Origin of the sequence: Rhizobium sp. AB2/73, from assembly GCF_020871915.1 — a bacterium.
GTDB classification, from domain to species: domain Bacteria; phylum Pseudomonadota; class Alphaproteobacteria; order Rhizobiales; family Rhizobiaceae; genus Rhizobium; species Rhizobium dioscoreae.
Genome location: NZ_CP067074.1, coordinates 392,356 through 417,186 on the forward strand (window position 1 = coordinate 392,356; position 24,831 = coordinate 417,186).

Annotated in this window: 18 protein-coding genes and 1 pseudogene; 11 read left to right on the forward strand and 8 right to left on the reverse strand. The window is 55.8% G+C overall.

Annotated elements, in window-relative coordinates; all coding sequences use genetic code 11:
- Window positions 1–23: 23 nt before the first annotated feature.
- From I8E17_RS32885 to repA, 4 genes are all read right to left on the reverse strand, one after another.
- Complete coding sequence (locus I8E17_RS32885; protein ID WP_209159876.1) at window positions 24–689, reverse strand: transcriptional regulator; 666 nt, start codon at window positions 687–689, stop codon at window positions 24–26.
- A 230-nt stretch (window positions 690–919) separates the two neighbouring features.
- Entirely contained in the window at window positions 920–2,173 is a 1,254-nt protein-coding gene (gene repC, locus I8E17_RS32890) for a plasmid replication protein RepC (RefSeq protein ID WP_209159833.1), read from the reverse strand.
- Between the two features lie 152 nt (window positions 2,174–2,325).
- On the reverse strand, window positions 2,326–3,324 hold the full coding sequence (gene repB / locus I8E17_RS32895) for a plasmid partitioning protein RepB (protein ID WP_247749995.1): 999 nt from the start codon (window positions 3,322–3,324) through the stop codon (window positions 2,326–2,328).
- A 76-nt stretch (window positions 3,325–3,400) separates the two neighbouring features.
- Complete coding sequence (gene repA, locus I8E17_RS32900; protein ID WP_209159834.1) at window positions 3,401–4,603, reverse strand: plasmid partitioning protein RepA; 1,203 nt, start codon at window positions 4,601–4,603, stop codon at window positions 3,401–3,403.
- A 1,115-nt stretch (window positions 4,604–5,718) separates the two neighbouring features.
- Between repA and I8E17_RS32905 the strand changes: the two genes are divergently transcribed.
- The 3 genes and pseudogenes from I8E17_RS32905 to I8E17_RS32915 all read left to right on the forward strand — a co-directional run bounded on the left by I8E17_RS32905 (window position 5,719) and on the right by I8E17_RS32915 (window position 8,832).
- Complete coding sequence (locus tag I8E17_RS32905; protein WP_209159835.1) at window positions 5,719–6,540, forward strand: LON peptidase substrate-binding domain-containing protein; 822 nt, start codon at window positions 5,719–5,721, stop codon at window positions 6,538–6,540.
- 77 nt (window positions 6,541–6,617) lie between these two features.
- Window positions 6,618–7,756, forward strand: a pseudogene (locus tag I8E17_RS32910) (amidohydrolase).
- Window positions 7,757–7,824: 68 nt separating this feature from the next.
- Window positions 7,825–8,832 carry a serine hydrolase gene (locus I8E17_RS32915; RefSeq protein ID WP_209159836.1) on the forward strand — a complete coding sequence of 336 codons (1,008 nt, stop codon included), beginning with the start codon at window positions 7,825–7,827 and terminating at the stop codon, window positions 8,830–8,832.
- A gap of 62 nt (window positions 8,833–8,894) precedes the next feature.
- Here I8E17_RS32915 and I8E17_RS32920 read toward each other — a convergent pair whose 3' ends face one another.
- Entirely contained in the window at window positions 8,895–10,070 is a 1,176-nt protein-coding gene (locus tag I8E17_RS32920) for a site-specific integrase (RefSeq protein ID WP_209159837.1), read from the reverse strand.
- A 77-nt stretch (window positions 10,071–10,147) separates the two neighbouring features.
- Between I8E17_RS32920 and I8E17_RS32925 the strand changes: the two genes are divergently transcribed.
- The 3 genes from I8E17_RS32925 (at window position 10,148) to I8E17_RS32935 (ending at window position 12,202) form a co-directional block, all read left to right on the forward strand.
- Complete coding sequence (locus I8E17_RS32925; protein ID WP_006312295.1) at window positions 10,148–10,426, forward strand: type II toxin-antitoxin system Phd/YefM family antitoxin; 279 nt, start codon at window positions 10,148–10,150, stop codon at window positions 10,424–10,426.
- Window positions 10,413–10,844, forward strand: a complete 432-nt coding sequence (locus tag I8E17_RS32930) for a plasmid maintenance toxin (PemK-like) (protein ID WP_209159838.1) — start codon at window positions 10,413–10,415, stop codon at window positions 10,842–10,844. The genes I8E17_RS32925 and I8E17_RS32930 overlap by 14 nt, the downstream gene beginning before the upstream one ends.
- 233 nt (window positions 10,845–11,077) lie before the next feature.
- Window positions 11,078–12,202, forward strand: coding sequence for an RHE_PE00001 family protein (locus tag I8E17_RS32935; RefSeq protein ID WP_209159687.1), 1,125 nt, complete (start codon window positions 11,078–11,080; stop codon window positions 12,200–12,202).
- A gap of 83 nt (window positions 12,203–12,285) precedes the next feature.
- Here the strand turns inward: I8E17_RS32935 and I8E17_RS32940 are convergent, their stop codons facing one another.
- On the reverse strand, window positions 12,286–13,920 hold the full coding sequence (locus I8E17_RS32940; RefSeq protein WP_209159689.1) for an ATP-binding protein: 1,635 nt from the start codon (window positions 13,918–13,920) through the stop codon (window positions 12,286–12,288).
- Window positions 13,917–15,608 (reverse strand): PIN-like domain-containing protein, encoded by a 1,692-nt coding sequence (locus tag I8E17_RS32945; RefSeq protein ID WP_209159691.1) that lies wholly within the window; start codon window positions 15,606–15,608, stop codon window positions 13,917–13,919. The genes I8E17_RS32940 and I8E17_RS32945 overlap by 4 nt, the downstream gene beginning before the upstream one ends.
- 361 nt (window positions 15,609–15,969) lie before the next feature.
- On the opposite strand from I8E17_RS32945, the gene I8E17_RS32950 reads away from it, so the two are divergent.
- The 5 genes from I8E17_RS32950 (at window position 15,970) to I8E17_RS32970 (ending at window position 23,021) form a co-directional block, all read left to right on the forward strand.
- Complete coding sequence (locus I8E17_RS32950; protein ID WP_209159693.1) at window positions 15,970–18,330, forward strand: DGQHR domain-containing protein; 2,361 nt, start codon at window positions 15,970–15,972, stop codon at window positions 18,328–18,330.
- 129 nt (window positions 18,331–18,459) lie between these two features.
- Complete coding sequence (locus tag I8E17_RS32955) at window positions 18,460–19,479, forward strand: DGQHR domain-containing protein (protein ID WP_219256786.1); 1,020 nt, start codon at window positions 18,460–18,462, stop codon at window positions 19,477–19,479.
- Window positions 19,472–21,103: a radical SAM protein gene (locus tag I8E17_RS32960; RefSeq protein WP_209159696.1), complete on the forward strand. Its 1,632-nt coding sequence runs from the start codon at window positions 19,472–19,474 to the stop codon at window positions 21,101–21,103. Before I8E17_RS32955 ends, I8E17_RS32960 begins: the two co-directional genes overlap by 8 nt.
- Window positions 21,100–22,674 (forward strand): ATP-binding protein, encoded by a 1,575-nt coding sequence (locus tag I8E17_RS32965; RefSeq protein ID WP_209159698.1) that lies wholly within the window; start codon window positions 21,100–21,102, stop codon window positions 22,672–22,674. The genes I8E17_RS32960 and I8E17_RS32965 overlap by 4 nt, the downstream gene beginning before the upstream one ends.
- 176 nt (window positions 22,675–22,850) lie before the next feature.
- Entirely contained in the window at window positions 22,851–23,021 is a 171-nt protein-coding gene (locus I8E17_RS32970; RefSeq protein ID WP_209159700.1) for a hypothetical protein, read from the forward strand.
- A 2-nt stretch (window positions 23,022–23,023) separates the two neighbouring features.
- Here the strand turns inward: I8E17_RS32970 and I8E17_RS32975 are convergent, their stop codons facing one another.
- Window positions 23,024–24,820, reverse strand: a complete 1,797-nt coding sequence (locus I8E17_RS32975; protein WP_209159702.1) for a hypothetical protein — start codon at window positions 24,818–24,820, stop codon at window positions 23,024–23,026.
- Window positions 24,821–24,831 lie beyond the last annotated feature (11 nt).

Here is a 24,831-nt window from a genome sequence, read left to right on the forward strand (position 1 = left end):
GGCGCTCGATAGGCTGCTGCCGATCAAGCGAGGTTGAGCCGCTTTCGCAGATCAGCGTTTTCCGCACGCAGCTTCTCGGCCAGCAGCTTGCGCAATCTTTGGTTTTCCTCTTCCAGCTGCAGAAGATCCGCAAACTCGTCAACTGCTGCCACCGACGGAGTGGTAGCCGCCTGCACGGCCTTCGTAGCGCGTTTGACAGGCGCACGTTTGGCGCTAGTCGCAGCCTCGTCGGACTTTGCTGCCTTGCGTCCTCTCTTCGGCTTGACCGCTGCGGCATTCGATGCCGCTGCCGGTTGCGCCGAAACTGCCGCTGAGACCGTTTCGCTGGCGGCCTTCTTGGCGCGAGGTTTGCGTTCCTTCTTCACCACATCCAGCGCCGCTGCGGCCGGCGTGTCAGCATCAGTCATCGTATCGTTTTCGTCGGCCATTGTGGTCTCCTGTAAAGCCCATGCATTTGTCTCTTGCTCAATTGGCGGTGTCAACAACGCCGCGGCCTGTTGTTTTCTTGCGAAAGACGTTCCGGTTCTGCTGACCTCGGAAGTCTCCGGAAGGAATGGCATTGCCTCGTCCTGCAGATCCTGTGCAACGGACTTGAGATCCATGTCTCCCCAGATCGAATTCGGTTTGGGGTTGAGTTTTCGCCGACCCGATCTGTACTCGACGGTAAAGCTGCGTTGAACTTTTTTCACTTTGAGAGGCCTTGGGTGTCTTCGGCGCTGTTTCAGCATCGCAACAAGTCCTGCGGATACCGAATATCGCGCTGCTGGTCCACATGCCATTGCGATATCAGCCATACGAATTTAAGCCTGTCCGTCCCATTATCCGTGCTTGACGCATGACGAACCAGTTGTTCGCAACCGCTCCGCATAGCTGCTGATGCCGATTGCTCCTAGTCCCTGGCGGCAGCGGTTGCTTCATTTCACGATTGGCCTGCCTTGGACCTTAGCAGGGCCGAGACCATTGGTTTGATCGTGAATTGGCGCTGCGTCGCTCGTCTGGTGAGATCGCGCAGGTATGCACCTGCAGAATTAATCTGCCCTCCCTTTTCGAAGATACAAGCTATGGCAGCGCCAGCATTTTCTGGCCCCATGACAAGGCATGCTTGATGGAAGGCCGATGGGCTTATTTGAAGCATTGATCGCAGGACGGCTGTCGCTGCGAGCAGATCTCGCCACGATCTGATCGATCCATCAGGCCCATATGGGTGAATTTCACCGCAGGCGCGTAGCACAGTGTCCAGGGCGACAGCGGGTTTTAAAGATTGGATCGGTTCTACCAGAGTCTGTTTGATGGCCCGGTGCTTTTCTTTAGCGGATTGCGTGGTGGCCGGCTCGCTGAAAGTTTCGGCAGTTGGTGCTTCTTGCTCTGCTTCAGATTCATAACAGGATTGTGTTTGTGAATCCTGTATGTGGCGCTCATTTTGAGACTCTCTGGCGCACATATTTTCCATTTTATCGTGTTCTTCCAAAAGCTTGACGATAGTCGTGCGGAGGTCTATCAAGCGGCTGAGTAGGAACTGGAGTTCATCGAGTGACGGCTGACGGGGCAAAGACGCGAGGAAGGCGCGGAATCGGTCGTGAAGTTGGCTCCATTCGCCTTCTACACATCCGTCTATTGCCAGCTGGATTAGTTTGGTTATGTCGCGGCGGCAGAGGCTGATCCGTTCCCGTGTCGCGTGGAAAAGCTCCCGGTCGGCGGTTATCTTGGCCGCGATGTCTTCAATCTCTTTTGCGCGGGACAACAGCGGGGCCAAATTGAAGCCGAAAGCTTCATTGATCTCCCCTGCCCTGCTCCGCCGGGCAAAGCGCTTGCCGTTGGCACTATCTTTGCGAAGGATGAGGCCAGCGTTGACAAGAGCGGCCAGATGCCGTCGCAACGTCGCTGGTGTCATTCCCCTTGCGCGTATTGAAAGCTGTGCGTTCGACGGAAAGACGATCAAACCGTCCTCGAGGGCAAGATCATCCGATGGGTAGAACGACAGGAGAGCGTCGAGAACCGATAGAGAGCGGTCCGACACGTTCAATTCCTTTCGGGCTTCGCAGACAGCCCTGAAGAGTTTCCACTTGTTGCGCCTGGTTTCCGGTGGTGCCTCGTCGATTTGTCGCTGCCTTGCCAATAAGGCGAACGTCATCGACCGCCGCCCAAAGGGCGTCGTCCCATGTCCACGTTCCATTTCTTCACCTTTCAAAAGGCAAAAGAAATCCGCTCACCAAATTCGGTGCCAACACTCTTGACGAGGATTCGTGAAAATGCGATTCTCTGATTGCGACATACAGAGGAAGGCTTCCACGACGGCAACGTTACGGGGGCCTTTTTCTTTTGCGGTTAATCTCCTGGTTTAGTCTGTGTTTCTCGCTGGAATGCCTGGTAAAGCGACTCCAACTGTTCGGACAGAAATGCTCCGAATTTGGACGCATCTTTCGATGTCAGCGCGAGCGTAAATGTTTTCCCGGACGATTTGGTCGTCACGGCAACGGATTTGGCGGCGACGTCAAACTGTCGAACTGACGGAGATGCGGTCTGTTTTTTCTTCAGCGTCTTTGCGGCTTTTAGTTCGGCCAGAAGAACATTGAAACGCTCCCCTTCTGCCGTTTGGCGAAAATCACTCGCACCCACGAATTCGCACGCTTTCTGAGCATTGGCTGGTATCAGAACGAGCTTTTTCAATTCCTCCCAGCGATCGCGTCCTACGCCTTTTGCGGCGCCGACAGCGTCAAGGACAGCCTCGGGAACGGCGTCGGCAACCGCGAGCATTCTCGAAAGAAGCGTGTCGTCGATTGTCAGGGCGATCTTCACGACATCCTTGCTCATGCCGTTAGCAAGAAGCTTCTTGGCAAAGAGCGCCTTCTCTATGAAGGTCAGGTCGGATCGCGCGGTGTTTTCTTGGCCCTGAGCGATTACGTGGGCGAGGTCCTCGAGAGGCTTGATTACTGCCCGCACTTGAATCTGAAGGTCTCGCGCGGCTCGTGCACGGCGATGCCCGAAGACGATCATGTACCGTCCTTCGGCATCGGGGTGGGGGCGAACGAGGATCGGTGTCGACTGACCCGACTGTCGGATTGCTTCGCGAAGCTGAACATAGTCTTCTTGGTCGTCGCCGATGCGGTCGGCAACAAATGAGCCTTCGAGCAGCTCAGGATCGAGTGAGACCACCGTCTCGCCTTCGAGCATGCGGATTGACGTCTCGGCCAGTTCGTCGAGGGACTGCATCATCGAGCGCGAAGCACCCCGGCGGGTATACTCTGCGCGAGTGTCCGCAGTTTTTTGATGTTCTTCCGCGGACGGCTGTACGAATTTTGCCAAAGAATGGTTTCTGGCCATCATTTCCCTCCGCGTGCTGTTTCAAGTCCGTGATTTAGCGAAAGATTTCGTGAATTTGCACGGCTGTCAAAAACTGCATTCATTTGCGACCCCAAGCTTTATGGATGAGCCCGGTGATTTCACCATTGACGGCGTTCAGGCAGTCAAGCGCCCGATCGTATGTTGTCCGGGTGAATTGGTTCTTCTCTACCTCATAAAGGGTCTGCTTCGTGATCCCGGCATCGCTGATTGCGGTGGATTTCAGCATATGGTTCTGCAGCATTCGCTTCGAAAACATCGCTTGCATGAACCCGACCATTTGAGCCTGGGGGCCGTCGGTCGGTTCATAGCGCGTCACGAGGTAGCGGAACCAGTTCAATTTTACCCGGGCACCGGCACCCTTGATCGATTCCAGAATGCCGCCGAGCATAAGTAGGAACTGGCTCATCGACATGATGTCCAGCATCTGCGGGTGCACAGTGATTAGAACTGACGTCGACGCGGTCAGTGCAGTCAGCGTGAGGTAGCCGAGCTGCGGCGGGCAGTCGATGACTACCACATCGTAGCGATCTTCGACTTCCTTTAGGGCGTTGGAGATACGCGTGAAGAACAGCCGTCCCTCCGGAGAGGACCTGTTCGAAGCTGCGAGCGGCGTTTGGTACTCGTATTCTTGAAGCTCGAGATTGGCCGGGACAATGTCCAGACCAGGAAAATTTGTCGGCTGGATAATCTCGGTAATCGACTTGCGCTGATCGTCATAGCGCAGCGTCTCGAACAATGACGGATTTTTGTCGAGCTCGGGCTGGATACCGTGAAGCGCGGTCAGCGACGCCTGAGGGTCGAGGTCGATAGCAAGAACACGATGACCCGTGAGTGCGAGATACTGCGCGAGATGAGCCGTGGTCGTCGTCTTGCCAGAGCCGCCCTTGAAATTGACGACCGAGACAATCTGCAATGGCTCCCCTGGCCTTCTATGGGGAACGTAACGCTTAAAGTCGCTGCGGCCGTTCTTGTCAAGGAAATGACGAAGTTCGAGCATTTGCTCTGCGGTGTAAGTCCTGCGTCCCGATGAGGTCGTTGCGGGAACCGGACCCTTTCCTTCGAGGTGTAGCTTCTTGATGTGATTTTGCGTGACGCCAAGATAGTCCGCAACTTCGGCCAGCGAAAAGGAGCGTAGACCTTTTTCAGCATCCGGTGGATATTGCTCCAATCGAAGCATGTTCAGATTGTCAGAGATCAGTTCTCCTTGCTGGAGAATCTCCTGATCAAAATCAGACGCCTCGATGTTGATTGCCATGTTCATTCAGCCAAATCCAGAATAACGCTTTTAGCTCTGATGCTTTCCAATAAGCGTTATTAATACGTGCGATTCTACCTGTTCGGCAAACTCTTTTTGGTTAACAGAACCTTAACGCGCGGTGCGGCCTCCTCGAAGTGAGTTCTCTCAGCCTGTAACTGTTTGTTTCTACAAGGGGAAGGCGCATTCTGCACGGCTGTCAAATGAGCGACCCGAGCGTCACACTTCGTCCCTCCAACCTGCGTTCAGGGCGCGTGCTGATCGCGGGTCTCATCTTCGGTGCCGGCTTTCAGATCTCGATTTCGGCTTGTGATTTCAGAAACCATCTCAAAGGAATTCGGCACCAGACCGTGTCGATCAATCGGCCGTACGCTCAGCTGCAATAGTGTCTTCTGTCATAGGAGATTTGAATGCATGATGTTAGAATTACGAAAATGTGCTGGACAGCTTAAGGTTTCGAAACGGGAGCTAAAGCGACGAAGGAGCGCCTCGCAGCCCTTAAGCAAGGATAGAATGATGCGCTGTCGACGTCAGATCCATCACCCAAATGCCAGAGTCGCTGTTTCTCGGGTGTTCGGATTTGTGTTGGAGACGGCGCTGCAGAGGGAGACGATAGCCTCAAAGCTGGTGCTATCGGCTCTAGCGCATTTCGTCATGGCTTTCGCGATGGCGCAATTCGGCATTCTCTATGCTCACGGCCGCCGCAATGCTTGTGTGTTCGCGAACCTCACGGGCTCATTGTCACGATGCTGCGCGCATATCTTCCTTCACCGATCTTAGGATGAAGTTCCGCGCGCCGCCTCGGACCCACTCCTTTTTGATCTACAAGCTCCGACGTCCTCCTACGACACCTCGCCGAGTGAATTGCCGATGAGCCAAGTCCCGACCGGTGAGTCGTCCAGAATTCCCGCGAGAGAACAGCGGCGGTTTCGCCCAAGCTGGCGTTGACAGAGAACAAACCTTCTGCGCAGAATTAACGATCGGTAGATACAGCCTGCTGCTTACGCCCCTTTGGGGTACGGTGAATGTATCGAGCCACTTATGGCTCCCTTTGCCCGGACGAACGGGTCAGCAACGCAAGCTCCTGACGCTCTCCGTTCGTTTTTGCAAAGGATCATCTCATGCGTGATTTCCGCGATGCCAAAGCTATGGCGAAAACGCTACGTGAAGCGCTCAGCGCCAAATCCCTCGCACTGTCCACCAGCGAAAGCCAGGAGCTTGTTGCCCGAATTCTTGGCTTTAGAGACTGGAACGTATTGGCCGCGAGGATCCAGTCAACTGAAATACCTGCGACCTCGGCGCAGGCTAACACGCGTATCTCGGCCGACGCGAAAATTCCCGTCGTCCCCATGCGAGATATGGTCCTCTTTCCGCACATGGTTTCGCGGATTTTCGTGGCGCGCGACAAAACCCGGCAGGCCGTGGAACAGGCTCTCGCCGGCGACCGTCGCGTTCTCGTGGTCGCCCAGAGGAGTGGCACATACGATCGTCCAAGCACCGCTGATGCCCTCCATTCGGTTGGCGTTATGGCAAACGTGGTTGATCGTCAGACACAGGTGGACGGAGCTCTCAAGGTTACCGTCTGCGGACTTCAGCGAGCAGGCATCGTGGGCATCATCGATGGCGAGTTCCTGGAGGCGAAAGTCAAAGCCGTCGGGGAGCAGGGCGCGCAATCGAAGGAGGCAGCTGATCTGTCGAGCGCGGTTCTCGATGCGTACCAGTCCTATGCCGAGGTGGACTTTTCCGCACTTCCACCAGGATCCAAGGCCCGTTTCAGCCTGCCTTCGGTCGGTGACGCAAGCCAATTGGCCGACACAGTTGCCACGTTACTCTCGGCCGGTATCGAGCAGAAGCAGCAACTCTTGGAGACCAGTGACGTGGTGGAGCGACTCAAGAGACTGATTGAGATGATGGGCTCTGGCCGTCCCAAAGCTGTCGCATAAATCTTCCCGAAGTAGGAGATTTATGCGCTCCGCAGCAGTAGCATGCGGTCCAGTGACACAAACATTGGACCGCGTTTATGCACGATGAAATCATCGCCTGGCGTCGTGATCTCCACGCCAACCCGGAGCTGGGCTACGAGCTTCCTCGTACCGCCTCCTTCGTAGCCGACAAGCTGCGGGTTTTTGGCTGCGATGAGGTTGCCGAAGGTATTGGCCGGAGCGGCGTTGTTGGCGTTATTCGGGGCCGGAATGACGCTTCCGGTAAGGTGATCGGTCTGCGTGCCGATATGGATGCACTGCCCATTCAGGAGACGACCGGATTGCCTTACGCCTCCACCACCGAGGGCCGGATGCATGCTTGCGGACACGATGGGCACACGGCGATGCTGTTGGGTGCTGCAAAAGCTTTGGCGGAACACGCAACTTTGATGGCACAGCCGTTGTGATTTTCCAGCCGGCGGAGGAGGGGCAGGGCGGTGCTAAAGCAATGTGCGATGACGGCCTGATGACGCGCTGGGGCATTGAGCGGGTGTTTGCCCTTCATAACGAACCGGGTCTGGACGTTGGCCGTTTCGCCACCCGCACAGGCCCGTTCGGTGCGGCCGTGGCGAGTTTCAAGATAACAGTCGATGGGAAAAGTGCGCATGCCGCCAGCCCTCAGGCTGGCGTTGATGCGCTGCTTCCCGCCGCTAACATCCTTATCGCCCTGCAGACCATCATCGCTCGGAACGTCCATCCGCTGAAGAGCGGAGTGATCTCCTTCGGATCGTTTCAAGGCGGAAAACCGGGTAGTACCTTCGTTGAATCGAGTGAGCTGCGTGGCTTGGCACGCTGGTTTGAGCCGGAGGTGCGAGACACCATGGCTCGTCGCATTGTCGACATCTCGGAGGGTATCGCGTCGTCCTACGGAGCGACGGCGACGGTCACCTTCAGAAACCTGTATCCGGTAGTCGTCAATTCTCCGTCGGAAACCGCGCTGGCTGTTGAGGTCGCGAGTGCGTTGATGGGCGTGGATCCCGACCACTCGCAGCTTATGGGCTCAGAAGACTTCGCTTTCATGCTTGAACAGCGGCCCGGCAACATCGCGCTTCTAGGTAACGGAAGCACGGCCGGGCTGCATGACCCCAACTATGATTTCAACGACGCAGCGATTCCTTATGGCATGGCCTACTGGATGCGGTTGGTCGAGACGGCATTGCCGTTGCAGAACTCATGACATTCGAGGTGGTGTGAGAACTAAACTGTCATGCTGGGTAGAACATTTCACAGTCCCAAGGTCATTTCATGCGTCCGATTGTTTTTGCTTTCATTTCCGTTGTCACGATCGCCTTTGGTGGTGAGGCGAATGCGCAGCCCTGGAAAAGCGTTGACCCTGCGCCTGCAGGCTGGTCCGTCGAACAGCTGAAGGCGGCGGAGGACTATGCCGCCAGCTTGAAGCCGACGGCGGTTATGGTCGTGCAGAAGGGCGAGGTGATTGCTAGTTGGGGTGAAGTGTCACGCAAAGTGAGTGTCGCTTCCGTGCGCAAAAGCCTGCTCGGCGCACTTTACGGTATTGCGGTTTCAGAAGGTCGCATCGATCTCGGCAGCACTCTTGCCGATCTCGGCATTGACGACAAACCTCCAGTCCTGACCGGGGCAGAAAAGCAGGCCACTGTCCGCGATCTGCTCATGGCGCGATCGGGCATCTATCATGCCGCAGCTTACGAAACCGCCGACATTCGCCAGAAGCGCCCGGAGCGGGGAAGCGATGCGCCCGGTACCTTCTGGTTCTACAACAACTGGGATTTCAACGCACTGGGAACGATTTATCGCCAGCAGACCGGCGAGGATATTTTTCAAAGCTTCGCGGACCGCATCGCTGAACCCATTGGCATGGAAGATTTCAAGGCGCGGGACGGTGGATATGTGACCGAACGCCAGTCTAAACATCCCGCCTATCCGTTTCGCCTCAGTGCCAGAGACGCAGCCCGGTTTGGCCAGCTCTATCTCGACGGAGGGCGCTGGAGCGGCCGGCAGGTCATTCCAGCGGCATGGGTCAAAGCATCCACCACTACATACTCCATGACCGATCGCGGGAGCATGGGATACGGCTATCTGTGGTGGACGTTGAATCCCAATGTATTCGGTCCCGGCGCGGCGCTCGCCTCCGGTTACGGCGGCCAAGCGATTGCCATTGTGCCGTCAAAGCAGCTGGTCGTCGTGCAAACGGTAGACCTGGCCCAGAACGCGAAGGCCGTCAGGACTAGCCGCTTCGTCAAGCTGTTGCAGCAGCTCACAACCGCCGCGCCGTAACGAACTTTGATGCAAGGGGCCAGAGCAAAGGACCGGTTTAGGAGATGGAGCTTTGTTGTTGACTACAGAACCAGACGCGCCGCCCGTCCCATCTTTCGCTCACTGTTGTTATAATAGCCGGAAGCTTGAACGACTGATTTGTGCATGGATTGCTGCATGGCTTCAGGCAGTGGAATGCCGCGGTTGGCAGCTTCGGTGAGGTAGCCGGAACGAAGCCCATGGGCAGAAAACTGTGCGGGGTCGAGTCCGGCTTGTTTGATGCGGGTTTTCAGGATCAGATTGACCGATTGGGGTGTCATCGCCCGCCGATCGAGATTGCCCCACTGGTCGATACGACGGAAAACCGGTCCTGCCTCGATCTTTGCCTCACCCAGCCAATGCTTGAGCGCCGTTACCGGTCGACCGATCAGCACGACATGCTCGTCGTCATCGGCCGATGTGGTCTTGGTACGGCCGAGATGGATCGTCAGGCAGGGGAGGAGAGGGGAGGACTCATCGGCAGGATTGGCACGAACGGGTTCCTCGTCTACCAGATCCTCGACGTGCAGTCCCGCCACTTCGGAACGCCGACGACCACCGGATGCGAAAGCCATCAGCAGAAGCGCCCGGTCACGCAGGTCGACCAGCCTGTCACCGGCGCATACTGCCAGCAACTTTGCGAGAATGTCGCCGGTGACGGCCTTCCTGCTTTTCCTCTGCCGAGGACGATTGCTGGCACGGACCGCAAGGCGGAGGGCACTCTTCAGCGATGGCGCCGAAAACGATCCAGTCAGGCCACGCCAGCGTGTGAGGATCGACCAGCTGGTCAACCGGCGGCGAACGGTCGCGGGCGCATGCGGGCCGCTACTTCTCAGGAGGCCCTTGGCACGCAGTGTGATCGAGACGTCTTCGGGCATGCCATGATCGGGATTGGTTTCGCGTTCGATCGGATTCCACAGATGGTGGGCAACGAATTTCAGGAGCAGGCTTTCAGGCGCCGGCCAGGGCAGGGGGGTGCCGGTAGCCACAGAACACCACGCTTCAAGGTAGGCGATATCCGACGCCAGTGCCCGCATGGTGTTGTCGCCCATGCCCTCGCTGGCGAGATGTTTCAGCGTGGCGACGTCCTCGTCGGTCAGAAGTTCAGCAAGCTGGTCGCGACGGTCAAACGGAAGGATGGCGTCCAGAGCATCCAGTTCCTCGGCGCGCTTCAGCACTGACTCGTCAGTTGCAGCCAGGGTCGGTGACGTTAGCTTCATCTTTGCATAATCCGTAGAACGAGTTGTTTGCATATATTCCGTGAATCCCGTATATTACGGAACAAGGGAGTTTTGTTATGACATCCACAGTAACCGCTGCGGCGGTGTCGAAAAATTTCGGGGCCTATCAGGATGCCGCTGTCCGTGAGCCGGTGATCATCACCAAGAACGGCCGCCCGCGCACGGTATTGATAGCTTATGAGGATTATCTCCGGCTGGCGAAACGGGATCGCCGGGTTGAACTCTCGGCAGCCCTTGGTGACGATGAACTCGCAGCCATTGAAGCTTCGCGGATGGAGCCGGGCCTTGATCATCTCAATGCCGAACTGTTGACGGAAAAGCATGCTGCCGACTGAACCAAAGGTCGGCTGGCTCTTCCGATATTCGTATCTCTGGCATTGGCAGCATCTTGAAGGACGGGAGGAGGCAGACAAGGACCGTCCGGTGCTTGTCCTGGCGATCGTCGCTACACTGGAAGACGGAACGCCGGCCGTGAGAGTTTTGCCTGTCACGCGTTCGCCGCCATCCGACCCGCAAGACGCCGTCGAAATCCCGGCTGCCACCAAGCGGCGTCTGGGTCTTGACGACGAACGCTCCTGGATCGTTGTGACGGAAAGCAATCGGTTTGTCTGGCCGGGACCCGACGTCAGGCCGGTCGATAGCGAAACGGGCTACTACAGGCCCTTGCCACCGGCCCTGTTTGATGAGGTCAAGCGCCGGTTTGTTGAGCAGGCGCGTGCGCAACGTCATCGCGCGACGGCCCGAAGCGAATAGTTGCGGTGTGGCGGAGGAAAGTCCTCCCGCCTCTCTGTCGCCAGTCATTTCCATCCCGTTCAGGTCGCTGCGGGTGACGTTTGACCCCACCTTATCCAATCTAGGACGCAAAATCCATCACTATCGATACTTGAACATTATCGATGGTTATAACGCCAACCGACAATCATGCCATGTGAGGAACCCAAACTTTCTGATAGAGTTCCTGTAGCAAATCGTTTACCATAAAATCAATGGCTTACGATCTCGCGAAAATCAGCATGAGTGAGTTGATGAAGCCGGCTTTCGACGCCGGTGTCGCGTTGACGCGTCTGGATGAGCGCATCGCCCGCTCGCCGGTCGGGCAGGGATGGATCGAGCGGTCTCACTTCACCGACGCCTGCGCGTCCTTGTGGATCGACGGCGACCTCGTCCACCTGGAAGACCTCGTCCTCCATGACGCCACCCGGGACATTCGCACGCCTACCCACGAGCTGACAATCGCCCGCGACGTGCTGCGCACCCGCCGGCGCATTGTATCGCACGCACCAGATTGGGTGTTGTCGGCCGGGGGTATCCGAACTTTGCGACAGACGTCGGACATCAATCCGGCCGGTGCTGAGGCGGTGCATCCGGGCCGCGTCATTCGGCCTGCGGGCGCCATTGATCCGGAGGGGGAGGATGGTTATGACGCGGAGAGTCTACCCGGCGTCGACTATGCCGCCATCGATGCGGTACTTGCCCGATCGGGGGCCGCGATCGAGAACGCAACCCGGCCCGGCCGCGGAGGCGGCCAAGACAAAGATCCGATGATCTACGATCTCGACTGGGACGAAGATGCGCGGCTGGACGAATGGCGTGCTGTCTTGCGCCAGGCCGAACACTTGCCGGCGGTGCTGCAAGCCATCATCGCCCTCGATGCGTGGAATGAGCTTGCCGTCCTGCAGCACGCGCCATGGCTCGGCCGACTGTTGGCCGCCTCCATCCTCCGCCAGGCCGGCATCACGTCGGGCGCCCATCTGGCCGCCATCAATCTGGGCATGAAAACCATTCCCGTCGATCGGCGCCGGCATCGCGATCGGGAAACCCGGCTGATGGCCATTTCTCACGGCCTGATCGCGGCCGCCGAGATCGGGTTAAAAGAGCAGGACCGGCTGGCGTTGGCCCGGACACTGTTCGAGCGAAAGCTGGAGGGGCGCCGGACATCTTCAAAACTGCCGGAGCTGGTTGAGTTGGTGATGGCCAAACCGTTGGTGTCGGCAAAAATGGTGGCGAAGACGCTCGATGTGACGCCGCAGGCGGCGCGCCGGATTGTTATGGAGCTTGGCCTGCGCGAGATGACGGGGAGGGGGAGGTTTCGGGCGTGGGGCGTGGCATAGTGGTCTGGCCGACTGCTCCTTTAACGGCGCACATCCGAACGAATTTTCGCCTCAGCACCTCTTCGGCAAGGCTACAGGTCTACTCAAATCGCCAGCCTCCTCTCGATTTCGCGCCGCGCCTCTTTGTAGAGAACTGGATCGACCATCTCCTGCATCACGCTCCAGACAACGCGCAGAATACGCTCCTCGGTCCCCGTCCGTTCACTGAGAACATCCGCATCAACCTTCGCTGCCAGTTGGCGTTGTAGCCTCCGTCGATTTTCATTCACGGCAGCGAGCATCAACTTTAATGTTCGAGTGTCCTCGTCATTGGTTATGTCTTTCGAGATCTCAGCAGATATTTCTAAGTAGATTTCATCAATGTGGAGAAGAAGAGCAGGGTCATTTCCACCGTCTACGCCAACAGGAAGCGTTAATCTCTTTTCAACAGCCTCAGTAATCGCGTCAGCCGAGCGCTTAAAGCGCTTGTATCGTTCGTTTCTGACCTTCGATGCTTTGTAAGTCCGCTTCGTCAAATCTTGCAGGATCGGAACAAATTCGTCCTGAATACCTCTCCATGCATCGTTTTCTTCGAAGCTGTCCCGGCGAGCGTTGGGTACGACGTCATCACTCAGGATATGGAATTCGCCGATGAACCATTTGTTGAAACGAGCGTAGCTCACCCTCGACTCAGCGAAGAGCCGCTCCATGATATCTGTCCCGTCAATCTGAATGTTCTTCGAACGCACGCGCAGACCAGCGGCGTCGGTGTCGTTCAATGTTGCGACAGTCGGCATATCGCCTATCCACCCCCACCACTTGTTCTCTCCGCTGGTATCAGCGAGCAATGTCACCCCCGAAACCTCAACAGCTTCTTTTTTGCCTTTAGGAGTATGGTGGTTACGGTATGGCTTGAAAATTTGGAACTCGTTGTCGGATATCTCATCGTCATCTCCTGTCTTCAACGGATCTGCAAAGTCTTTCTGGCGTATGAACAGTTCGATCGTCTTGATCGGCTTTCCAAACTCAGCAGCGAAGTTTTCGATCTTTTGCTCATGTGACCAGAGCTTCGGGTAAAACTTCACTGGTGCAGTTTGCGAAAGGTAGGATGAAAGCTTGTCAACGTCTTTCATTTCGTCAGGCGCTAGGTCGATTCCTTCCAATACTACTTCGGTGTAGTGGCTCGTCCTTTCAGTCTCGGACGTCGTCCGATACGTGTCCTTTACCGTATCCGTCAGAAGTGTCTGGATATCTGTTTGGGTGCTCTCAGCTGGGTCCATTTCCTTACGCAAGCGAACACAATCAAAAGTGACGGTCGTCTCCCGTACGTCCGATCGATGTTTCGTGATGAATTTCAACGTGTTGCAATACGCTAGCCCGGCAAGGCGACCAATGCCACGAAAGCCAGCTCGTTCAGACCGTTCCTTCGCGGACGCACCTATCGCAGACAATGTGCTCCAAGCGTTTTCGCTTCTTATCCCGCTTCCATTGTCGCGAATAAAGATTGAGTTCTTGGTTCTGTCGATTGTTATGACGACCCTGCCCTCCGATTTCTGAAGCGTTCCGCTGTCCCGGGCAGTTTCGATCGCATCGAAAGCATTCTGGACGTACTCGCGGATGGTATGGCGCGGCTCGCCGTACATCCCTGTAGTCAGAGATTCCAAGACATACGGACCAATATGTGCACGCCGCGATGGTTCTGAAGAAGCGGCGGGTGGAGTGGAAGTCTCGGAGGTCATAGTTCAACAAAGCCTTTTGTATCGTCCCAATTGACTAGGGTCTGACCGGGCTGGTCCAAGAGTAGCCAATCAAGGGGAACGCTGTAACGTTTCGCAATCGCCGCTAGTAATTCATCTACCGTGGCGTTGCCGGTCGGGAAAATCTTTGTCAGCGAGTCAGCTGAATCGATAGGAATTTCTTCAACAATTTGTCGACCGTCTGCCACGATCTGCTCGAGTTCGCGAGGACGATTGCGTCGTTCTGGTCCGAGCATGAAAGAAACCCGGACTTTGTCAGCATTTTTTGATGGCAAACGAAGATACCGATCCTCATAGCCCGTGATTTCACTCCCGAACTTTTCAAGCGCCTCCGACACATCAAACTTGCCAAGAACGTGGAATATCGCCTCGACGTCGCCGTCAAGGGGGAGAGGGCGCGGCCTATTGTTGGAATCGAAATACAGGTCTTTCAACAGACCGAGATAAAGTGCATTTCGCTCTTCACTTGGTAGGCTTTCAGCCAATAAGTCCAGTCTATAAATCATGTTCGAGGCATTCTGCAGCTCGGTGCGGGTTGCCTGCGAAACGCCGCGTCCCAGGCTCTGCAGCTCATCCGATGAGTAGGTGTTTATGCCTTGCTGGAGGTCATCGAGTGCTCTTTCTTGCTCGATAGCGCTAGTCGATGCCAATCCTTCGACTACTTCAGCCGCCGGAGCCACACCCTCTTGCGCTGCCGCTAGCCGTTCGGCTTCATCCAATGACGTGCCGGCCGCTGGTGACCCAGACGCGGGGACGACCGGCTGAACAGCAGCAAACAGAGCTGGAATCTGGTAGTTTGCAAACCGCTCCAATGCTACGGCAAGCATCGTTGTGTTCACAATGAAAAATTCCGAGATGTGACTGGTCGTGCCGATCTCGTGCGTCAGAAGCGGCGGCGCGAGAAATGTCTCGTAGCCATCGCTCCTGATGTTTCGATGCGGGTTTCCTCCGTCATCGAGGACGGTCTCTGGCCTGAACACCCAATCTGGCTTGTTATCATCCGTCAACAAGACAGCGGACGTGAACGCCCGCTGATCAGAACAGTGTTTGACGATTTCTTGCCAGAAAATTAGGTCGCCGAACCTGTTCTCGGGCTTATTCTTGTCTTTGAAGCCTGGCGGAACTCGTCCTGAAACTCGCGTTCCGTACTCGGCCTCGGCACCGTGCAGCGGAAAGATGTTCGAAGACAGTACGTGCTCGTTGATGAACGGGACGATCTCCGCTGCCAAGTCCTGCCACGTCGTGGTTTGACCCGCGGCCTTACACTGCTTGATGAACTCCTCGGCTGACCGGTCAAGAGCCGCGATGTATTCTCTCCGATCGAGAAAACCTGGTCGGCGACGATTATCGGCGGCGAGACTGACAAGGCGTTTCAGCTCCTTGATCTTCGCTTGGACAGATTTGATCTCGCTTTGAAGGGGAAGCAGCCGCGCCGGGCTCTCGACCATATGCTTGTGGAGTTCATGCGCTGCCCAAACGGGAATCCGGAAGCGCATCTGCAATTTGTCGCTGACCCACTTCAGGAACTCAGTTCGCGCTTCCGCGCTAAGTCCGAACAGCCAAAACAGCACAGAGGTGTCGCAGAACACCACGGTCGTCTCAGCCTTGAGTGCCGCAGCTACTTTCTCGAAATGAGCTTTATGAGACACCGTAGGTGGATGCAGCTTCATGGTGTCGGGCTGCGAGGGCATTGTAGCGGGCATTGTGGCCAGATGTTTTCAGTTATTCGGATAAATATGGGTCTCCAAGCAGTATGATACGTCTTGTCAAGCTTGGCGAGTGCCTCGGCAACTTTAGGGGGCATTTGCTAACGGCAAGTTTCTTTTCGCTGCCTACAGTCGGTAACGTGATTGGTGTAGTGCGGCGGAGTCGCGAAGATCTAATGGTGCGCGACCAGAAACGGCTTTTTCTTGTGCAAAATGCGTTAAGCCGACCGAAAACTAGCGAGAAACAGTGGCTTCGCATAGACGGTTGTTTAATTGCGAGTCAGTATCCTGAATCACGAACAAGCGGTTCAATGTGGATAATGAAATGCTCCAAGGCCTTCTGTCGGGCGATGAACTGAAGTCCATCTACAATGCTCGCGCGAAGAACGTAGACGAGAAGACTGTTTCGGCCGCTTCGAGCGGAAGCCTGTCTTTGAAGATCCAGGCTGAAGAAGCGGACGGGTGGATGGTCTCAAAATCCAACAAGCGCTCCGTTCGCATGACACGAGAAAAGCCTTCCGACCGACAGCTAGAAGACGACATTTGGGCCCTAATGTATCGCATGGGCTTTTCCGAGCTCAACGCCGACCGCAACTTTAAAATCCAGTTGAACGATAAGGCTCCACCCCGCCAGCTCGATGTGTTCGCGAAAGATCAGGACACAGTCTTTGTCGTCGAATGCACCCACGCAAAGGAAAGTGGCGCGAAATCTGTGAAGGCGTTGATCGACAAGATTGGCGCTATTCGAGAAGACGTCATCAAAGCGGTTCACTCGCATTACGGAAAAGAACCAAAGCTCAAGGTCAAGTTCGCTATAGCGACCCGCAACATCGAAACGAGATCAGCCGACCTCGCGCGGGCCAATGAGGCGGGAATTGCCGTGATCACCGATGATGACCTCGCGTATTTTCGCAGGCTCACAGACATCCTGAAAGTCGCAGCACGCTTCCAGTTTCTCGCGAGATACCTGGAGGGCGAGAAGGTCGAAGGCCTTCGAACGCGGGTACCAGCCACGCGGGGCAGGGTCGGTAAGACTACCTTCTACAATTTCCTGATCTCTCCTCACGACCTCCTCCGTATCTCGTACATCAGCCATATGGGCAAGGCTTCGAATGGTGACCTCGAGACCTATCAGCGAATGGTCAAACCAGCTCGGCTCAAGTCTATTGGCGCGTACATCGATGATGGCGGTACGTTCCCGACCAACATCGTAATCAACGTCAAGCAGAGCAACCTCAATTTTCAAGCCCAAGAGAATTTCGGCGAGACTTCGACCGGAATCCTGACACTGCCTGGGCAGTACGGCACGGCTTGGGTCATCGATGGGCAACACCGCTTGTATGGCTATGCCTATGCCAACCGTGATCCCTCGAAGGATCAATCTGTCATCTCTGTGCTGGCCTACGAAAACATCCCGATCCGAGATGAGATTCAGATGTTCGTCGACATCAACACGCAGCAGGTAAAGGTTTCGCGGAATCTGGTAAACGAGATCGTGTCAAATCTGGACGTTGAGCACGAGGACCCGGGCCGGCGCCTGGAAGCAATCTGTGCCCGAACCGCTCTGCGGTTGGACAGCAGCAAAAAGTCGCCGGTCAAGGGCCGAATACTTACGGTTGCTCAAGACAAAAACAACTTCCGCTGTCTGACGCTGACATCCTTGGCTGATGGCATCTATGGCAATGACCTGATTGGCAAGGTTGGACGCTCTTCGAAATCGGGGCCTGTCATCATTCTCCCGGGCCCACTCGGTGAAGCTGGGCAGATTCCGAACCTGACGCTGGAAAAAGCCACCGAAACACTGTCGCTTTATTTCGATCTTTTTGCCGGACCGTTATCGGAGCATTGGAAGTTGGGCGATGCAAAGGGCGGATATCTTTGCACAAACCTTGGTCTACGAGCATTGCTTTCGCTTCTGAAAAAGCTGATCGTGTTCGTTGAAAAGGACGGAAGACGCTGCGTCTTGATGGAGCCGGATCAGATCGTTGATGCTGTTCGCCCTCTGGTCGCTCCCATCGTTGACTACTTCCTGCGGGCGGACCCCGCGGATATCGCTCGCTTCCGGAACCGAGGAAGCTCGCTTGCAAGCGTCGATCAGAACTGTCTGCAGCTGATGGCGATCATTTCCGAGAAGAACCCTGAATTCGCGCCTCAAGAGGTCCGTGACTATCTCGACAGCCAGGATGCTGAGGGCACGAAGCGTGCCAAGGAGATGATTGATGAGATTAATCGTATTCTCTTCAAGGATGTGATCGGGACGCTCAAGCAAAAATATGGCGAAAGCAAAGATGTTTGGTGGCTTCAAGGTGTTCCGAAGACAGTCAGGAACTACTGCGATCAGCAATACAATGAAAACGGTAATACGGACTATGATCGCTGGCAGTATTTATTTCTCGTGAATTACTCTGACATCGTGCTGTACGGCAACAACTGGGACGACTTCAAGGATTATTACAATTTCTACGGAAAGGGAAAAAAGGAAACCTTGGTCCGTTGGATTGCGAAGCTGAATAAGGCTAGGACAGTCACTCATCACGCTGAAAAGGGGCCACTTTCCAAAGACCAGGTGGCTTTCGTGACGAGAGTTCATGAGCTGGTGAAACGTCACATCGAGCAGCGCGAGCCTGTCGACATTAAGGCACGGTACTTGGCCGAAGACGACGACGTTACGTCTGTCGCAGCTTAAGCAGCGCTACACAACTTTGTAGCTGCGCGTCACACTTTGTGATCGCGGAATCAGTGGAAGTTTGCTATCTGCATTCTACGGGCGTCGAATCTGCAGTGAACGACTGCAGAAAGGATCGGAATGCAGGCGATGGAGCAGCTCAGCTGCGTCAAAGGAAATTCGGCCGATCGGGAAGTCCTGCTGGGATTTGCACCGGCGCGGGTGCTTCACGCCTTGAGCTTCGCCGATGTCCTCGACGAATCGACGGGTCGCGGCTACCAACGACGCTTCAGTCCCCAGCACAGCATGGACTTTCGGCGCTACATCCAGCGGTCTGGAAGCGCGACGATACCGCTTACCTTCAATGTGAGGCCTGCCACTGACGGCTCCTGGTCTATAAGGCAGGCGAACGGCGGCATCTTCATGCTTGAGATCAGGAAGGGCACGAAAGTCCTCTCGCAGGTCGATTGTCAGCATCGGCTCGGCTATCTTGCCAATCTGGATATAGAACTTCCGTTTATGTGCTTTATCGGCCTGACCGAGCGCGAAGAGACCGCAATTTTCGATGTCATCAATGGCAAGGCAAAGGGTCTTTCGAAGAGCCTTCTCGATTATCACGACGCCCAGCTGTCCGAAAATCTGAGCGCGGAGAGGCCTGAGCTATTCATCGCGCTGTTTCTGAATGGCGAAGCGGGTTCGCCCTGGCGCCAGCGCCTTGATATCGGCGGCGAGGCGACATCCGGCCTGGAGCGCCGTGCTTCTCTGCGAACTATGCAGAAAGCTGCGAAGCAGTTCTATAAGAGGGTAAAAACCGACCGGGGGCTATCCGCCGAGGATGCTGCTGCGGCTGCTCGGAACTTCTGGATGGCTTTCGCCGAGCTACTTCCTCAGAGCTTTTCCAAGCCGCGCAATTTCCTGGTCACCAAAGGCATTGGCGTTTACGCGCTGATGGAAGTAGCCGCTGACATGGTGTGCGAGGCGCCTAGGGGTGAGGCCTTGGTCTTATCTGCAACCTACTTCGCTGCATTACTCGGTGATTTTGCCATTGATTTCGACTGGTCGAGTTCTGGTCCGCTCCGCGGTCTTGGCGGACAGGGCGGGGTCAAAGAAGCTTTAACTATTATTCGCGAAGCGCGTCGTCGCTCGCGCCTGAAGGTTGCCAATGGCTAATAAGAACATTCTGCTCATCGAACCGGGGTACAAGAACAAGTACCCGCCATTGGGCCTCATGAAAATAGCGCAGTATCACGGCCCGCGCGGAAAGCGTGATCGCGTTCGGTTCATCAAGGGTGAAGATCGTTCCGTCCTCAATGAGGCATGGGACCGCATTTACGTCACTACCCTGTTTTCGTTCGAGTACCCAAAGATTTCACAGTCGATTGACTTCGCCTTGGAAGTCGCGAACGGGCAAGCCGATAAAGTGTTCGTAGGGGGCATTGCTGCCTCCCTCATGCATGAACGGTTTATCGAGGAGCGTCGATGGCACGGAATTCGATTCATAAAAGGGCTCCTATCAGAGGCTCCCGCCGTTTCCTTGCAGCTCGATGAATTTTCAGAAGAGCTATACGCAAGCGACACCAGCGGGCGGCCGATCGAGGACCTTGTTCCAGACTATGACATTCTTTCGCAGATCGATTATCGTTATCCCGTTCGCGATGCATATTTCGCCTACACGTCGCGCGGATGCATCCGTAAGTGCCATTTCTGCGGAGTTCCGAAGTTAGAGGGCATGCAGAGGGATACGGAGTCCCTCACTGACCTCGTCCGGGCTATCGACGAGCACTACGGTCCGAAAAAAGACCTCATCCTGATGGACAACAACGTAGTCGCATCAGCGCGGTTTAAAGAAATCATTGCCGAGATTCGTGACCTTGGCTTCACCCCGAATGCCAAGCTTTTGAGGCCAGGGGCGAAGGTCGCCGTTCAGCGCAGGGTCGATTTCAACCAGGGCGTAGACGCTCGAATCCTTTGTAAGGACCCGATGTACCTTCGGGAACTCGCGACGATCAGCCTGCGACCGCTGCGGATCGCGTTCGACCATCTTGGGGTGCGGAAGCCGTATGAGCAGGCGGTCCGATACGCCGCCGAGCACGGGTTGACGGAGCTTTCAAACTACATGCTCTATAATTTCCACGACGGTCCTGAGGACCTATTCGAGCGTATGCGTCTGAACGTGACCCTGAACGAAGAGCTGGGGGTCCGCATCTGGTCGTTCCCGATGCGCTATCAGCCGACGAACAGGCCTGACCGCGGCCATATCGGTGAGAAGTGGTCCCGCTACCAGTTGCGGTCGATGCAGATTGTCCTGCAAGCGACCCACGGCATAGTCAGTGGCGCTCCTGATTTCTTCAAAAGGGCGTTTGGCGACACGTTCGATGATTACTCTCGAATCCTGATGATGCCGCACGACCTCATCTTCAATCGCACCTGGTATGAGCGCTTTGACCCAGATCAGAAGCTCTACGCGTTCCAGGCCGAGTTCGCCGACCTCGATTCCTATGAAAGGGCGGAGCTGATGGACCTCCTGTCATCCAGGGACCCGCGAGAATTTGTGACGCTGAGCGACAGGGCGAACCACGACAAGGTCCGGCGCATCTTGCGTTTCTACATCCCGGCGTCAAAAGAAGAGCTGACGTCCATATGGGCGAAGCAAAAGGAACTCGTCCGGCTTGAATCGATATCCGACCTTGGACTAGCCGAGGACGAACGCGTCGAGGACGCAGGCCTGGAATATGATGAAGACTCCGTGGCGCCACTGATTGTAGAAGCGGCTGATCAAAGGAATGTAGCATGAGTGGAGAAGCAGCCATTCGCGCAAATCGCGCGGCATTGCTTGCAGCGAAAGAGCAGGGCGCAACCGAACTAGTTGGCGAGGTCGTAATCGGCCGAGACGTTCTCGAACTGGTTTCCAGCGCCATGTACATCGATCCGATGACTGTCTACCGCGAGTATGTTCAAAATGCCGCGGATGCTATCGACGACGCCCGTGAGCTTGGTCTGCTTACGGCATCGGAAGACGGTAAGGTGACGATCGATATCGATCCTTCAACCCGCTCCATTCGCATCCGCGACAATGGGACAGGTGTTCCTGCCAAAGATTTCGCCCGCCGGATGGCTGCCCTGGGCGCCAGCAACAAGCGCGGGTCGAGTTCTCGCGGCTTTCGCGGCGTTGGTCGACTGGCAGGTCTCGGGTACGCGCAGGAACTTGTGTTCCGCTCTCGCGCAGTCGGTGACGAGCTTGTTTCGGAGCTGACCTGGGATTGCCGTAAGCTGAAATCCCTTCTGAGGCAGACAGATGGTTCGATTGAAGATCTTGTCCGCACGGTAGCAACATATCGAAAGAAGCCTGCAGGAGACTACCCGGAACACTTTTTCGAAGTTGAGCTTCGAGGTGTGATCAGAATACGCAGCGACAAGCTGATGAACCCGGCGGCAGTTGATGAGTACCTTGGTCAGGTCGCCCCAGTTCCTTTCTCACCCGATTTCAGCTTTGCGGAAGAAATCCGCTCAGTTCTGGAACCGGTGGTCCGTCTCGGTGAGCTGAAAATCTACGTTGACGGAAAAAGCGACCCCATTTACCGCCCGCACCGCAATTCCATGGTTCAGGAAAACGGTAAGCCCATTACCTTTGACCGCATCTCGATAAACGAGATTTCGGGAATGGATGGTGAGCCGGCAGCGGTGGTGTGGGTGCTGCATCATGAATATGAGGGTGCCCTGACCAACGGCTCTGGCATCAAAGGATTGCGTCTCCGAGCGGGAAATGTGCAGGTGGGTGAGAACAACCTGCTCGAAGATCTCTTCCCAGAGGCTCGGTTCAACTCGTGGTCCGTCGGAGAAATCCATGTAATCGACCGGAAGATTGTCCCGAACGGCCGCCGCGATCACTTTGAGCAAAATGCTCACTACGCAAACCTCATCAATCAGCTGAGCCCGATTGCACGAGAAATCTCGAAGCTATGCAGAACGAACTCGATCAAGCGGAAATGGCTCCGGGAAGCGGAGTTGCAGCAGGAGCAGATCGAGCACGCCATACAAGTTTTCGATCAGGGAGCGATTGGCGACGTTGAGCGTGAGAAGCTGGTCGCGCGAACGGAGGAAAACTTCGTGCGGGCTACTAAAGCCATCACCAACTCATTCTTTGAGGCGTCGGAAACTGAGGCGATCACTCAATGCTTGGAGGGGTTGCGCCAGAAGTTTGAAGCTGCAAAAGGATCGAGCGCTTCCCACGCAGCCGTCCCAGAGCTGGATGAGACTGAACGGCGGGTGTTCACTCGCTTCTGTGACCTGGTTTACGAGTGCTCCCCGAATTCGGGTGCGGCCAAAATCCTGATTGATAAGATTTTGGCGCGTCTCCAGAATTAAGGAGCTGCATTCGATCGATAGCTGGCTCTCTTGCATCCAGCGTGCAGGATCCACCATATTGGTGTGAACCATAGCGTTGTATGCTCGTTAACTAGGTCGGAGAAGGCGTTTTGTAATTCTCGTGACGAAGTTCACGCTACATGGTACAACCCTAGTAGGCACATCGAGGCGAATAGATGTTAAAGTATGGCGAAACCTTCCTGGAATCCAACAAGGATGCCCTTGATAAGCTCAAGACCGTCTTGACGCCTGAAGCCTTTCGCGTAGCCCTCGAAATGGCTCCCAAACAGGATGACGAGGAAGCTCCGGCTCTTGAGGAGGACGACGAAGAGCCCGCTGCTGCTTGAGGCTACACCCCGTCTGGCCACTGTCCATCCAAAATCCTCTTGTTCGGATCGCGAATTATGACTGGAGCCATCCCGGTCAGTCTCCATGACTGGGACCCCGTATTGTCCGCACGTCCGTCCAGAGTTCTCTCCTGAATTGCAGTCGGCTGCAGGGTGAGACAAAGAGCCTGCGCCGACGGAGCGAGTGACAGCTCACTCGTCCTCCCGGTGTCATCACGCCACAGGCCGATTTTGTCTGACGCCGGAAACTGCCGCGTGTCATTTGACCGTCGAAGCAAGCCCGCCGATGTCACTGTTAAAACAGACGATCCAGGGTCTTCTGCGAGGACAGTAGCATATCGCGCAGGCCATCGGTCCTTGAGCTGGGGTCCGTCCATAAGAAGGGCAATGACGAGGTTCGGCCCGATCCCGCGAACCAACTCCTGGCAGGGATCACTTCGTGCTAAGTCCTCGCAAATCAACGTCGTCACCGTAGCAACGCCTCGGAGAACGAACACGTCTAGGCTTCTATTCAGGATATCGATCTGTTCCCACCATCCCCGACTACTGTCGAGGGATGATCCGAGCGCGTAAGCTTCGATCTGACTCTTCTCGATTCTCCACCGGTGATGCTTTTCTCTGGTGGAGATGTTGAAGGTCATTTTTCCATCCCGGCCAGGATCGCGCCTTGCCATTGCTGCGAAATTTCCAGGCCGGATATCGCCTGCCTGATTCTGGCTGTCGAAAACACCTGAAACAAGCAACTCAAACCCCTGACGATTTTCGAGTTTCTCGCATAGCCGAGTGAAAACCTCGTAGCTGAGCGCCGCTTCAGGAAAGACAAGGCCATGAACTGTGCCGACGTCGCGGGCGCCGGAATCAAGGACTTCCTCAACGAACCGCCAAAACTGATCAAAGCCCTCCTCTATCTTATCAACTTCTCCGCTGGAAGGACACCAGTGCGGGGCGACATGGAACCATCCCCATGAGGCCTCCTTTGCAGGGGTGCCTTTGAACGCCGTTGCTTGGACCTGATACGGGAGCGGGATCACAATCAAATTGAACGGCGACGCCGCTGCAGCGGCAGGTTCCGCACTGCGGATTTGAGGGTGGGGGCTCCAGAATGCTCGAGCCAGACCTCGCGATGGAAGCAGTGAGAGGTTGTGGGTTAGTGACCGCAACGTGCAGCCGACTTTAGGTGTTCGGCTTTTGGGAAGCACGCAGACCTGATCGTTACTGGCATTGGAAACGGTGTAGACCTTTTTGTCGCGCTGAATAGAATCTCGCATTGCGACTTCTGCCATCGCAGCCTGGGCAGATTTTTCTGAACCTTGTTCAAAGCCCAAATCACGAGCTGCCTCGTCGGCAATGGCAAGAAGAGCCATGGCTGGCCGCCACCAGGGACGGGGCCTTCCTTTCCCCGAGCTGTTAAGAAAGAGCGGATTCTTGCCGAACCGGATAAGCTCTCGCCATGCGTCCGTGAGGGCTTTCGGCGGTGCAGGAAGAGTATCTTCGCCTTCGCCGCGCCATCTCCGTCCCGCCCTGATCCACTGCGAGCGGCTCGTTTCGTCAATAACGAGGCTGGCTGAAGTGCTTGCGCCATCGACCATTGGAGAGATGTGGTGATAGCCGCCGCTTCGATGAAGCAGGAAGGCGGCGATTGCGAAAAGGTCGACCGCTTGGCAGGGAGGGCGCAAGAAGCTCTTGTGCAGGCTTCGCTGCTTGCCCTCTAGCCGAGCCTGATAGCCTTGATAGTCAAGGTAGCCAGTTGGAAAGAGTGCCCGCATGGCATCAAAAAGGGAATATCGGTTGTCAGACATAAATCGCTCGC